This is a genomic window from Brevibacillus sp. NRS-1366, from assembly GCF_050467985.1.
Genome location: NZ_JBITPN010000022.1, coordinates 139,085 through 151,661, shown reverse-complemented (window position 1 = coordinate 151,661; position 12,577 = coordinate 139,085). Strand labels below are relative to the sequence as shown.

Sequence of the window (12,577 nt, the reverse complement as noted above, 5' to 3'; positions counted from 1 at the left end):
TCTGATTTCTACCTTATTACAATGGAGTGATACGTATGATGGCGAGAATTACAATGGTGATGCTGTTTGTGCTTTATATGATTAACTATGCAGACAAAACCATCGCGGGATATTCCGCCGTTCCGATCATGGAGGAGTTTTCCTTGTCACAAAAGGAATGGGGGCTGGTAGGAAGCAGCTTCTTCTGGTTCTTTTCGATAGCGGGCATCTTAGGGGCGGCGTTATCTGACCGTATCGGCACCAAGAAGATGCTGGCTATCATGGCTATTTCCTGGACGGTAATCCAGTTTGGCGCCTATGCGATCGCAGGACTGCCGATGTTGGTTTTGGCGAGGGTGCTATTAGGTATTGGAGAAGGGCCATTTTGGGCTACGATTGTCAGCCATCTGAACAAGTGGTTCCCCGAAGAAAAACGCGGTCTCGTCTATTCAACAGTGAACTTTGGTGCATTCGTCGGAGCGGTAGCCTCAGCGCCGTTGCTCGTCTCGTTAATTGATTCAAACGGCTGGCGCTTCGCCTGGGCTTTTATGGGGGCGCTCAGTCTGATCTGGCTGCTCATATGGCTATGGATCGGCAAGGAAAGACCGCAAATAAGTGTGACTTCTGCTAGAATAGAAACGCCAACTCTACCAAAAGCGAAATGGTCGGACATCTCTGGGGTCCTGCTTTCATCTACTTTTATCCTCTGTTTTCTCGTCTATTTCGCACAGATTTGGGGGACGACGTTTGCGGCGGTTTGGGAGCCAGTCTATCTGGTCAAAGTCATGGAATTAACGAATCAACAAATGGCTTATGCCATCGCGGGGACTGGGCTTCTGGCTGGGTTGATGACGATCCTGATTTCCTGGATGGGTGATCGTTTGTACAAAAAGCATCGCAGCTATCGCAAATCTTATGTATTCATCGGTGGTACTTCGATTATTTTGGGAGGGCTGTGCTTCTACTCGGTTTCCTTCCTGCAATCAACAGCATTCGTATTAATTGCACTATGTCTAGGAAAAGGATTTGCTTTCTCTGTCGGAACAGCTGCGTCGGTTATTGTCAGCAGCCTTTTGCCAGAGCGTACCGGCTTGCTCGTAGGAGTGTTGTCCAGCCTTGTTACGCTGGCAGGAATTATATCTCCGCTCGTTACCGGATCGATCGTCCAGGCAGCAGGTGATGTCGGTACAGGTTTTAGTAATGCCATGATCGTCAATGCTCTGATCTTTGTTATATTTGGGATCTTATTCCTGCTTTTTGCAAAGCGAAATGAGCAAAAAAATGAGGCTGCCCCCCCGATTACGAATGTTTCTTAAAAGGGACTTATTATTTCCACATTTTTATACAAAAGAAAAGCTTTAACCGAATTATTTCGAATGTTACAATTTTCCAAAGGGGGTAGATGTGTGATGTATCTATTAAACGAGAATCTGAAGCAAAGCGCTCAAAACTTCCCAGACCATCCCGCCTACATATTTTTGGGGGAATCGACAACCTATGCAGAACTAAACCTGCAGGTAGATTACTTAGCTGCAGGACTTGCCAAGCGCGGGATTGGAAAAGGGGACTCTGTTGCTTTACTGATGGATAACCGCCCACATTTTGTAAGCGCTTACTACGCAATCTTACGGGTAGGAGCGGCAGTCGTACCGATGAATCCCATCTACACACCTAGGGAAATCAGCTTTATTTTGTCAAACAGCAAGGCAAAAGCAGTAATCGCTTTGGCAGCACTTGCGCCAGTCATGGCAGAGGTCAAGGAGCAATTGCCTGATTTGGAGCTTTTCATCTACACGGAACCAGTAGGCAGTGAACCTGCGATTGACCAACTGATCGCGGAGGCTGAGACAGGGTTTGAATCTCCTGAAATGAGCGAGGACGATTTGGCTGTCATCTTGTACACCTCAGGTACGACTGGTCAGCCAAAAGGTGCCATGCTCTCTCACCGCAATATGGCTTCGAATGCAGAAGCGATGGGCATTCTTTTCGAGCTCACGCCACAAGATCGGGTTGTCGCGGTATTGCCGATGTTTCACGTCTTCTGCATGACTGTATGCTTGAATGGCCCGGTACGGTACGGCGCGACTATGTTGATTGTGCCGAGATTCCATCCGGTTGAAGTGGTCAATACCATTCGCGAGCAACAAGGTACCTGCTTTGCGGGTGTGCCAACGATGTATAACTACATGCTCCAGCTACCGAACGCGACAAAAGATGATTTCTCCTCTATCCGTCTCTGCTGCTCGGGTGGTGCCTCGATGCCAGTAGAACTGCTCCATAAATTTGAAGCCAAGTATGAATTGAAAATTCTCGAAGGATACGGTCTCTCTGAAGCCGCGCCAGCTACGGCATTCAACCCACTGCGGGGAACACGCAAGCCTGGTTCGGTTGGAATTGACATTCCGGGGGTGACCAACAAAATTTTTGATCCCGAGGGTAACGAATTGCCCCGCGGGGAAGTCGGGGAACTGGTCGTAAAAGGACCGAACGTGATGCTAGGCTACCTCGGTTTGCCAGAGGATACCCGTGCAGCGCTCAAAGATGACTGGCTTTATACAGGAGATTTAGCTCGCATGGACGAAGAGGGCTACGTCTACATCGTCGACCGGAAGAAAGATATGATTCTAGTCGATGGCTATAATGTGTACCCGCGTGAAGTTGAGGAGGTACTTTACCAGCATCCAGCTATCATTGAAGCAGCCGTGATCGGTATACCGGATGAGGTGCATGGGGAAGCCGTCAAAGCATTCGTCGCGTTAAAGGAAGTTGCGGTGTCACAAGAAGAGATCGTTGCGTTTTGTAAAGAAAAACTCGCGAAATACAAGGTACCCAGACAGGTGGAGATTGTAGCAGAGCTGCCTAAAAACAGCACAGGTAAAATCCTGCGTCGCACCTTGAGAACCTAGTATCTGTCGTTTATCCAACTACGATTTTTTTCATAAAACCAGTTTAAAACAACGCGAACGTTTTAAACTGGTTTTTTCGTTTGGAAAATTCCCCATCATTACCACAAAATCGTTATTCTTGGCGCAAATGACAGGCCAGCTGCACCTTGAGCAAATCTTCCGGACGTCGCAAATCAATCTGGAGCAGCTCTTCTATACGCTTCAATCGCTGATACAACGTATTGACGTGAATGTGTAGATCACGTGCTGCCTGCTGTGGAGACTGGCTGCATTTCATGTAGGTGAGCAACGTATGTTCCAGCTCCTGATACTTTTCGTGTCCTTCCCATAATGGTGCAAAGACATCGTGGATAAAGGCATCAATATCTTCCTGGGATTGGTTCAGCATCAAGCGGTTGACACCCAAATCTCCATAGCGCACGACGCCCGAGCGACCTCGATTCGTCAAATAATGCGCTGCCTTTTTCGCCTCCTCGAAGCTTTTTCCGATCTGCTCCACGCCAGAGACCACACTGCCAGCCCCAATCGAAAGCGATACTTCTTTAGCCAACTCCCATTCATCTACCGCATCAGACAGTCGTTCGATCACTTCCTGCACCTCGTGGGTGCTTGCGAGCTGAAGCAGTATCGTGACGTGGTTGTGAAACCCATACGTCAGAACCTGACAACTGGAGAACTCCCATTTCCATCTGGTCACCAGCCTATGGATATTAGCTTCGAGCAAGGACAAGTCATGACAGCGGCTTAAAAAAGCGTAGATGACTAAAAAGTCTCCCTGCGGCTGCAATCCGAACTCTCTGGCGCGATCGAGGAGTTCACTACCTTTACTGGTGATCAATTCTTGAAATATGTCGTGGGTACGCTTGTACAAAACAGAGCTAAGCGATTGTTTTTTCACCAGATCGAGGGTGAGGACGGCGCTACCTTGCTCGATCGTGACTCTTTCCAATTCGGACAGATGGCGTTCTTTGATCAGAATCAGAAGACATCCTAGAAAAACACTGCCATTTGACAGGGGATAGAGATAACAAAGCTGATCATTTTGCTTTTGGTCAGAAAATAACTGGATAGAAACGGGCTGTCGCTTCCCGGCTAACAGTGAGGAGAGTTCATCCCAGCTAAACAGGATAGGGCTTTCCTCAGGGTAGTATCGCTGTTCGAGCCAATCTGCGAAATATACCTGTTTGGTGGTCATCCTGCCAAGCGCTTTTACGATGGTTTCAGTCCCTTTATTTTGCAGAGAAAGCTGCTTGATGGACTCGTGAATTTTATTTCGTTTGACCAGATCGTCATGCTTTACCCGTAGCTGCTCGCTGATCGCGGCCATATTTTGATAGGCCTGACGAGCTTCTGCATACAATTGCGCGTTTTGCAGGGCGATCGAAGTCTGGTCAGCAAATCCTTGGAGCAGTGCGAGATCGTAGGCAGAAAACACATTTTCCTGATGAAACTGATGCAAGACAAGGACTCCGATGCGTTTTTGCTCCAACGAGATGGGCACACACAACAGGCCAGTCAAATCACGCAGTGCTTTTGCGTCATTCAGCGAGTCAAAATTGTCAGGGGACAAGTCCATCATCGCTAGGGATGTTTCTGGATGGGAGCGGTACATGCGTGGTTGTCCGTCCTGAAATACCTTGCCGGCAATCGATTCGCCGACACGCAGTTTAAAGTTGCGATAGACCGTATCATGAAAACCGACCGTAGCCTTTGGAACCAGCCGATCTATGTCTGCATCGTAAAGGTGAAGCAGCCCGGCGTCCGCTGCCGGGATAACAGCCAATGCATTTCCGATAATATCGCGGATGATGTCCTCCACATCCAAGGTGGCCGAAATCGAGTGAATCCCTTGTAAAAGCTTGGCCCATTCTTGGTTCTTGGTTTGAATGGTTTCCTCCGCCATAAATAATTGAAAGCCGAGCCATAGAATCTCCCACTGTTCAGAAGTGAGGGGAGGAGAGGACGTAGCTTTTGTTTCCATCATGACGAGGGCTTGTCCCTCTTCCGCAAAAAAGAAGCGGAGATAGCAGCAGTCTAGTTGTTCTTCATAGCGATAACGGTCTTCGCCCGCCACAAAAGAGGCTTCGCTCGGCTTGCTATCTATGGAGAACGGGGCTTTTTGTTTGGATTCGCTTGAATAATAGAGATGGAGATGGCGGTCACGAGAGCCTTTCAACCAGATCGTAAAGGGAGTATCACCATAGTATTGATGTATTCGGGACAACAGATAGGCAAATGCAGCCATCCCTTCGCCTCCTTATGGAGATATACACATTTAAATAGAATAAAATATGTGTGTACACACATTGTAAGTATTATTTCGAATTTATACAATACTCTTACAAGACAAAACGTTAGGCGGGGATAAAATGACAGCGACTTACCAGAACTACATCAACGGAGAGTGGGTCACTAGCCACACCGGTCAAGTATTTGCCAGCACCAACCCTGCACAAACAGCAGAGGTTCTCGGATATTTTCAAAAATCGAATGGAGCGGATGCTCGTGTGGCAATCGAGGCTGCTGCCGAAGCGTTTGGAAAGTGGTCCAAAACGCCGGCGCCTGTTCGCGGAGAATTCCTGTTCTCGTTAATCAATCTGCTAGAAAAGCATAAAGAAGAATTAGCGGAAACGATCACGCGTGAAGTGGGGAAAACGCTTCGTGAAGCACGGGGTGAAGTGAACAAGACGATCACTTCGATGAAACAATTGGCGGGAGAGGCGACACGATTGACAGGTCAAACCGTTCCATCCTTTGATGAGCGGGTCATTGGCTATACCGTGCGTGAACCAATCGGAGTCTTTGCGATTATTGCTCCGTGGAACTTTCCTCTGGGAATTGGCTTGTGGAAAATCGTCCCGGCCATTATCGCAGGAAATACGGTTGTCTTTAAGCCAGCCAGCAACACCTCATTGATCAGTGTCAAGCTCGTAGAACTGCTGATCGAAAGCGGTGTTCCTGCAGGAGTCGTCAATCTAGTGACAGGGCCGGGATCTGTTATTGGGGACGAGCTTGCGAATAACCCGCTGGTCAAAGGAATTTCCTTTACAGGTTCGTCTGATGTGGGCATGGCCTTGGGACAGGCTGTAGGAGTGCGTGGCGGCAAAATTCAGGCGGAGATGGGCGGCAAAAACCCAGCCATCATTTTGGCAGATGCGGACATTGATCTGGCGATAGATTGCATCGTGACCAGTGGATTTTTTGACAACGGACAGCGTTGTACCGGGACGAGCCGTGTATTGGTTGTCCCTGAGGTAGCCGAGCAGGTAAAAGCAAAGCTGATCGAGCGTGCCAAGAGCATGAAAGTAGGGGACGGCTTCGATCCGATGAGCAATAATGGTCCTGTGGTGGACGAGCATCAGCTAAACCTATACCTCCATTATGTACAAAAGGGAATCGAGGAGGGAGGCGTGCTCGAATGCGGCGGCAAGCGACTCGTGGAAGGCGACTTGGCAAACGGATACTTTGTGGCTCCGACAGTCTTTACGGGGATCACACAAGAGATGACGATTGCGAAAGAAGAAATCTTTGCTCCCGTCATCGCAGTCATTGATGTGGAATCATTTGAACATGCCATGGAAATCGCCAACCAAGTGGAATTTGGCTTGTCGTCTACGATATTCACCAATGATTTGCAAAAAGCATTCCAATTCGTAAAAGGCATTCAATCTGGTGTCACGCATGTGAATATGCCTTCTACGCACTTTGAATCACAGTTCCCGTTTGGCGGCAAAAAGATATCAGGTCTGGGTCCAAGAGAGCAAGGGGAGTCGGCACTCGATTTTTATGTCGAGACCAAAACCGTCTATATTCGAGCATAAGTCGTAAGAGAGTAGGGGGAAGAGGGATGGAAGCGATAGGTGTCATTGGCATTGGGGCTATGGGCAAGGGAATGATTAGCAGCTTGCTCAAAAAAGGGTATCAGGTATATTCATACGACCCAAATCCGGCGGCTCAGCAGTGGGCAACGGAGCAAGGGGCTCATGTGGTCGCGTCACCGCAGGCTGTGGGCTCAGTCACTTCCGTAGTATTTGCTTCTTTGCCGGGACCTGCGATTGTCGAGCAGGTGATGCTTGGCGAGGATGGACTCTATCAATCTCTGACTGAGGGCAGCTACGTGTTCGATACGAGCACCATTGATCCGGCTACTGCCAAGCGACTAAACCAAAAGGCGCTTGAAAAACAAATCTACTACTTTGATTGTCCGGTGAGCGGAGGACCAGCAGGATCTGCGGCAGGGACCTTGACCATCATGGTTGGCGGCGACGAGTCCAAACTCGGGGAGATCATGCCCTACCTAAAGGCGATCGGAAAAGAGGTTTTCTACCTGGGAGAATCAGGAGCAGGCCAGGTAGCCAAGCTTTGCCACAATTCCGTGGTGGCGGTCATTACGACTGCCTTGGGTGAAGCCTTAACAGTAGGTGCAAAGGCAGGCGTAGATCCACATAAATTAGCGGCAGTCATCGATAAGGGTTCAGCTCACAACCGGGTCCTATCTGTATTTGGTCCCAATATCTTGTACGGCACCTACCAAAAGTCCATCTTTTCGCTCGATCACATGCATAAAGATCTACAACTCTACTCTGCAACGGCCCGTGAGCAGCAAGTACCTGTTCTCGTCGGAGCCACCGTTGCCCAAATGTATGAGGCTGCGAAGGCGCAAGGCAAAGGAAGCTGGGATTCTTCCGCTGTTTGCACGGTGACGGAAGAGCTTGCCAACACCACCATCGCTCGTTAATCGGCGAACGTTCTCAGCAGTATCATGATCAACGGAAAAGAAGAACAAAGCAAGGGGAAAAAGTCGACGGTTCCTGTTCACAGGTGCCATCGACTTTTTGTTGTTATGGCGCTTTGGATACATTCATTTTCATGGAAAGGTTGACAGGATAAGCGCTTGGTTCTAGCATTAAGCATCATGTTATTTGGGGGAGGAAGGAGAGGCGAATTTTGCAAGAAGTAAACGAGATGATACTTAATCAGTTATTGAAAGACCAGAAGTCATTCGCTCTGTTTGTTTATACACCTATGTGCGGCACATGCAAGCTGGCAGAACGGATGCTTAATGTAACCAGTGAAGCGCTGCCAACGGTCTCCATTTATCAGCTCAACATCAATACGGCGCATGCGTTCGTAGAGCATTGCCAGGTTACCAGTGTCCCAGCGCTCTTGCTGTTTGAAAAAGGAGAGCTCGTAGCGCAGCATTATGCCATTCAATCTGTCGCTTTTTTGTATGACGTACTAAAACCATTCGTCTAGACATACACCTAATCCCTTCGCAATGAATAACAAAGAAAAGAGAAGTATTGTGAAGGAGGAGGCGTGTGCAAATTCATGTGGTGGAAACGGGACAAACCTTGTCCAGCATCGCCGAAACGTACGATTCGACCCCAGCGGCGATAGAACAGGCAAATGATTTGCCTAACCCAGAGAATCTTGTTATCGGGCAGGCGATGGTAATCCCAATTGTTGGCAGCTATTATTGGGTCAAGCAGGGAGATACCCTTTATACAATTGGGCAACGGTATCAGATAAGTGCGGCAGAGCTTGCACGGGTCAATGGAATTTCCCAGTATCGTCCGCTCGAAATCGGACAGCGGCTCTATATCCCGCCTCGACCAAGACGTGCAGCCGACTTCAATGCGTATGCAGAACCGAGGCGAACTGTTTCACCCGATCTGGAAGCCGACGTGCGTCAGGCTGCACCCCATCTCACTTACTTGGCTCCTTTTAGCTTTCGCATCAAACGGGATGGCACGCTGGCACGCCCAGCTCTTAATGATTTCCAATCCATCGCCAAAAACAACCAAGTCGTACTTATGCTCGTAGTGACTAATTTGGAAAAGGACCAGTTCAGCTCGGAGCTGGGCGGTCTCATTTTGAATAACGAAGAACTGCAAAACAAGCTGCTGGATACGATGATCAGTACGGCACAAGAACTTGGGATGGGGGATATCCATTTTGACATGGAGGCACTCCCGGCAGAAGATCGCGAGGCCTATATCCGTTTCCTGCGAAAAGCGCGTGACCGGGCACATGCAGCGGGACTAATGATGTCTGTCGCCGTAGCGCCAAAGACGAGTGCGGAGCAGCCTGGAAAATGGTACGCTGCCCACGATTACAAGGCAATAGGGGAATTGGCAGATTTCGTCGTCATCATGACCTATGAATGGGGATATAGTGGTGGGCCACCGATGGCTGTATCTCCGATTGGTCCGGTGCGAAGAGTGTTGCAGTATGCGCTGACTGAAATGCCGGCTGAGAAAATCATGATGGGGCAAAATTTGTATGGGTACGACTGGACACTGCCTTATCAGCCGGGTACAACCGCAAAGGCACTTAGTCCGCAGGCAGCGATTGCCCTGGCAGCACGGCAAAATGTGCCGATCCGGTATGACTACCGAGCGCAGGCACCGTTTTTTGAATACACAGAGGATGACAAGAAGCATCAGGTTTGGTTCGAAGACGCTCGGTCGATCCAAGCGAAGTTTAATTTGGTTAAACAGCTTGGATTGCGGGGCGTGAGCTACTGGAAGCTGGGTTTGCCATTTCCGCAAAATTGGCTGCTCATTGATGAAAACTTTCGTGTTCGCAAAAGAGCATAAGCATGAGGCGTACAATCCCAGAGGTTTGTACGCCTTTTTTTCGTCAGGAGAATCATGGTATGATGGCTAAAAGCCTATCATAATGAGGGAGGACGAAAGTACATGGGTGAATGCAAGCTGGATCACAGCGTAGAGGATGTACAAAACAAGTTGGCAGAACAAGCGCCATTCCTGTCCAGTGAACGTGTGACACAATTGCAAGCATTATTACAGACAGAATTGTCCCAGGAGAGCCTCAATGCATGGTTCCATCTGCTGAAAAAGTATGATTTGGCCAGCCCTGAGGAGCGCTTGAATCGTGAAACACAGATGGATCTGCTGCTAGGTTAATCAGTGGGATTTGTAAAGGTTGCGAGCCATCATCAGTCGATGCGCTTGCGTCCAGCAAAGCCGTCGTGAATTCCATGATAGTGGGTAATGGCAGTCTCGCCAGCACGCCAGCACAACAACACTTCCTCGCCGTTCATGATTGCTGGAAAGTCGAACAAGCCAATGTCTACATCTTTGACCTGTATCCCTTTTGAGATCAGTCGGGTAATACGCGTTTGAGCTTCCATTTCCATAAATTCGAGACGGCATTCCAGTGAAAACAGTTCTTCATCGTCTGTAGGCTGTTGTTTTTTTACCTGCTCACGTTGTTGATAAAGGTTATAAAAAGAGCATTTGAACTCCTGTAAAAAGGAGAGCTCTTCGCGAACATAAGGCAATAATTCGTTGGCTTCTTCTAGAGTAAACAGCTTTTTGGTCAAAGAAAACACCTCCTGACTCTATTATACTAGCAACCCCTACCGGGAGAAAATGGCTGGAGCACATGACGAGTGTCGGAACTGTTCCATGCAGCAAGGAGTAACGATGAACGATAGATTGTATTACCAAGATGCTTATATTCAATCATTTACGTCCCAAGTAACGAAACGCGGGACGGAGGAGGACGGCACTCCTTATGCCGTACTTGCGGAGACGGCTTTTTACCCAACAGGTGGCGGACAGCCTTGTGACCATGGTGTATTAGGTGATATTCGAGTAATGGATGTAGAAGAGGTGGACGGGGAAGTACGTCATCGACTCGAATCCCCACTGCCAGAAGATTGGACAAAGGTCACCGGTCAGATTGATTGGGAACGACGCTTTGATCACATGCAGCAGCATGCGGGACAGCATATCCTCTCTGCTGCCTTTCTCGAAGTGGCACAGGCGGAAACGGTTGCCTTTCATTTAGGCAAGGAGCGCGTCACGATTGACGTCGTTCTCGAAGAGCTGAACGAGGACTTATGGGCGAAGGTAGAGCAGAGCGCCAATCAGGTGGTCCTCGAAAATCACCCCATCATCGCCCGGTTTGTAGAGGAAGCAGAGCTGGCAACATTGCCATTGAAAAAACAGCCCACGGTTACCCAAAACATTCGCGTCGTGATGATTCCCGATTTTGACTACAATCCATGTGGAGGGACACACCCTGCACGTACAGGGGAAGTCGGCATGATTAAAATCTTGGGTTGGGAACGTCACCGCGGCAACATTCGCCTGGAGTTTATTTGCGGGTGGCGCGCCATGCGTGATTACACCCGCAAGCAAGCGACGGTTCGTGAGCTGGCTCGTCAGCTTATTACGAGCGAGGCTGAGCTGGTTTCGCAAGCAGAGAGAATAATAGCGGAACGAGAGGCATTAAAACAAAGCCTGGCAGAAAAAGAAAAACTGCTGCTAGAGGTAGAGATTCGCGAGCAGCTTGCGAATGCTGTCACAATCGGAAATGCACGCTTGATTCAACTTTCCACTGCAGACCGTACCATTCAAGAACTCCAGCAATTGGCTCAATTGATGACCAGTGAAGCACCAGACGCAGTGTGCCTGCTCGCAACGTCAGGTGAAAAAATGCAGCTCGTATTTGCACGCGGGCAAGCAGTCGATGTAGCTGTCAATCAGTTGCTAAAAGAAACACTGCCGCTCATTCAGGGGAAAGGCGGCGGAAATCCAGCGATGGCCCAAGGTGGCGGACAACCGGTTATCGCTGTCGAAGAAGTTCTTGCTCACGCCCGCAAGCTAGTAGAAACAGCGTTGCAGCAGAAAACCAACTAAAAAATCAGTTTAACATGTTTGAGGAGGGGATCATGATGATCTGGAACCCGGGAGATATCGTACGTGTAACGCAAAAGACCGGAGAATACATTACCGAAGTGCTGGAAACCCATGATAGCAAGCTGTTGGTAAAGGTGCTGGCTGTAACCAAATTTCCTACACAGGGAGATTTGCACACGTCCTTTGAAGTAGACGTTCCAATGTTTCATCAAAGACCTGCACTCTCCTATCAAGAAAAGTTCATGACGCCTGCGAGCGGTCCAATCCGTTATAATGGGGCCATTCCAGATTACAAGGAATCGGTCCGTGTGGCGATGGAGCGTGAAATGGACAAATTGAAAAAAATGTCGCTCTGGGCACAGCGTTGTCTCGTTGAATTGGAAGCTATGCACAAGGAAACCTTTACAAACTCAAAATAGAGTGGTACTGTAGAACTCGAACGAACGACAATTGAAAAGGTTTACTACCAAACGGGAGCCGAGCAGCGTTGGCTGAGATTGTAACGAGTGTGTTACTGACCGTTGAACCTGACCTGGGTCATGCCAGCGGAGGAAGAGGTATAGCGAATCGTTATCACAGGAAGAATTCTATTTGAGTGGGAAAAGCTCAAGCCAAGACTTCTCCTGAGAGGATCGAACCCCAACCATCCAAGGCGGATGGTTTTTTTCTTGCCATTCGTCCTTGGGTGTACCGTTATTCGGCTTCTTCTGTCTGACTGGATTGACTCCATCTGGCAGGGGAAGCCGTTTTTTCGTGTCCGAAAGGCGAAGGTAAACAGTCCCCAACGAGTCTTCAGAAGGAGGAATAGTATGGTTGTTCAGCTGAATGGAAAGAAAGTAGAGCTGGCAGCAGAAATCACCACGCTACGTGCGCTGCTGGCTTCTTATCAACTGCAAGAGAAAATTGTCGTAGTAGAACAGAATGGTGAGATCATCGACCGTTCCCTGTACGAGACGACGCCGATTGCAGATGGAGATCGGATAGAAATCGTTCATTTTGTCGGAGGAGGATAAATTT

Annotated in this window: 12 protein-coding genes and 1 riboswitch; of the genes, 10 read left to right on the top strand and 2 right to left on the bottom strand. The window is 48.8% G+C overall.

From position 1 onward, the window contains the following. The first annotated feature begins 35 nt into the window (after positions 1 to 35). Both ACIFQN_RS17320 and ACIFQN_RS17315 read left to right on the top strand, forming a co-directional pair. A complete protein-coding gene (locus ACIFQN_RS17320) occupies positions 36 to 1,295 on the top strand; it encodes an MFS transporter (protein WP_429834276.1) in 1,260 nt (419 codons plus the stop codon). A 93-nt stretch (positions 1,296 to 1,388) separates the two neighbouring features. Then, on the top strand, positions 1,389 to 2,885 hold the full coding sequence (locus ACIFQN_RS17315; RefSeq protein ID WP_429834906.1) for a long-chain-fatty-acid--CoA ligase: 1,497 nt from the start codon (positions 1,389 to 1,391) through the stop codon (positions 2,883 to 2,885). 112 nt (positions 2,886 to 2,997) lie between these two features. Here the strand turns inward: ACIFQN_RS17315 and ACIFQN_RS17310 are convergent, their stop codons facing one another. Further along, positions 2,998 to 5,130, bottom strand: a complete 2,133-nt coding sequence (locus tag ACIFQN_RS17310) for a helix-turn-helix domain-containing protein (RefSeq protein ID WP_429834275.1) — start codon at positions 5,128 to 5,130, stop codon at positions 2,998 to 3,000. A 124-nt stretch (positions 5,131 to 5,254) separates the two neighbouring features. Here ACIFQN_RS17310 and ACIFQN_RS17305 point away from each other — a divergent pair, with 124 nt between their 5' ends. The 5 genes from ACIFQN_RS17305 (at position 5,255) to ACIFQN_RS17285 (ending at position 9,817) form a co-directional block, all read left to right on the top strand. Further along, entirely contained in the window at positions 5,255 to 6,706 is a 1,452-nt protein-coding gene (locus ACIFQN_RS17305) for an aldehyde dehydrogenase family protein (protein WP_429834274.1), read from the top strand. Between the two features lie 26 nt (positions 6,707 to 6,732). Continuing rightward, positions 6,733 to 7,623 (top strand): NAD(P)-dependent oxidoreductase, encoded by an 891-nt coding sequence (locus ACIFQN_RS17300; RefSeq protein ID WP_429834273.1) that lies wholly within the window; start codon positions 6,733 to 6,735, stop codon positions 7,621 to 7,623. A gap of 209 nt (positions 7,624 to 7,832) precedes the next feature. Further along, positions 7,833 to 8,141, top strand: a complete 309-nt coding sequence (locus ACIFQN_RS17295) for a thioredoxin family protein (RefSeq protein WP_429834272.1) — start codon at positions 7,833 to 7,835, stop codon at positions 8,139 to 8,141. Between the two features lie 65 nt (positions 8,142 to 8,206). Continuing rightward, complete coding sequence (locus tag ACIFQN_RS17290; RefSeq protein WP_429834271.1) at positions 8,207 to 9,487, top strand: LysM peptidoglycan-binding domain-containing protein; 1,281 nt, start codon at positions 8,207 to 8,209, stop codon at positions 9,485 to 9,487. Positions 9,488 to 9,589: 102 nt separating this feature from the next. Then, positions 9,590 to 9,817, top strand: coding sequence for a hypothetical protein (locus ACIFQN_RS17285; RefSeq protein ID WP_429834270.1), 228 nt, complete (start codon positions 9,590 to 9,592; stop codon positions 9,815 to 9,817). 32 nt (positions 9,818 to 9,849) lie between these two features. On the opposite strand, the gene ACIFQN_RS17280 is transcribed toward ACIFQN_RS17285, so the two are convergent. Further along, complete coding sequence (locus ACIFQN_RS17280; RefSeq protein WP_429834269.1) at positions 9,850 to 10,245, bottom strand: DUF2203 domain-containing protein; 396 nt, start codon at positions 10,243 to 10,245, stop codon at positions 9,850 to 9,852. 94 nt (positions 10,246 to 10,339) lie between these two features. On the opposite strand from ACIFQN_RS17280, the gene ACIFQN_RS17275 reads away from it, so the two are divergent. From ACIFQN_RS17275 to thiS, 3 genes are all read left to right on the top strand, one after another. Continuing rightward, complete coding sequence (locus ACIFQN_RS17275; protein WP_429834268.1) at positions 10,340 to 11,560, top strand: alanyl-tRNA editing protein; 1,221 nt, start codon at positions 10,340 to 10,342, stop codon at positions 11,558 to 11,560. A 32-nt stretch (positions 11,561 to 11,592) separates the two neighbouring features. Then, positions 11,593 to 11,979, top strand: coding sequence for a kinase-associated lipoprotein B (locus ACIFQN_RS17270; RefSeq protein ID WP_429834267.1), 387 nt, complete (start codon positions 11,593 to 11,595; stop codon positions 11,977 to 11,979). A gap of 41 nt (positions 11,980 to 12,020) precedes the next feature. After that, positions 12,021 to 12,131: riboswitch (TPP riboswitch) on the top strand. Between the two features lie 238 nt (positions 12,132 to 12,369). Next, positions 12,370 to 12,573, top strand: coding sequence for a sulfur carrier protein ThiS (gene thiS / locus ACIFQN_RS17265; RefSeq protein ID WP_429834266.1), 204 nt, complete (start codon positions 12,370 to 12,372; stop codon positions 12,571 to 12,573). Positions 12,574 to 12,577: the final 4 nt, after the last annotated feature.

Bases quoted from the DNA above. Each gene is read 5' to 3' on its own strand.
- ACIFQN_RS17275 (WP_429834268.1), top strand. From the start codon at position 10,340: ATGAACGATAGATTGTATTACCAAGATGCTTATATTCAATCATTTACG.
- thiS (WP_429834266.1), top strand. From the start codon at position 12,370: ATGGTTGTTCAGCTGAATGGAAAGAAAGTAGAGCTGGCAGCAGAAATC.
- ACIFQN_RS17320 (WP_429834276.1), top strand. From the start codon at position 36: ATGATGGCGAGAATTACAATGGTGATGCTGTTTGTGCTTTATATGATT.
- ACIFQN_RS17300 (WP_429834273.1), top strand. From the start codon at position 6,733: ATGGAAGCGATAGGTGTCATTGGCATTGGGGCTATGGGCAAGGGAATG.
- ACIFQN_RS17315 (WP_429834906.1), top strand. From the start codon at position 1,389: ATGTATCTATTAAACGAGAATCTGAAGCAAAGCGCTCAAAACTTCCCA.
- ACIFQN_RS17285 (WP_429834270.1), top strand. From the start codon at position 9,590: ATGGGTGAATGCAAGCTGGATCACAGCGTAGAGGATGTACAAAACAAG.
- ACIFQN_RS17305 (WP_429834274.1), top strand. From the start codon at position 5,255: ATGACAGCGACTTACCAGAACTACATCAACGGAGAGTGGGTCACTAGC.
- ACIFQN_RS17310 (WP_429834275.1), bottom strand. From the start codon at position 5,130: ATGGCTGCATTTGCCTATCTGTTGTCCCGAATACATCAATACTATGGT.
- ACIFQN_RS17270 (WP_429834267.1), top strand. From the start codon at position 11,593: ATGATGATCTGGAACCCGGGAGATATCGTACGTGTAACGCAAAAGACC.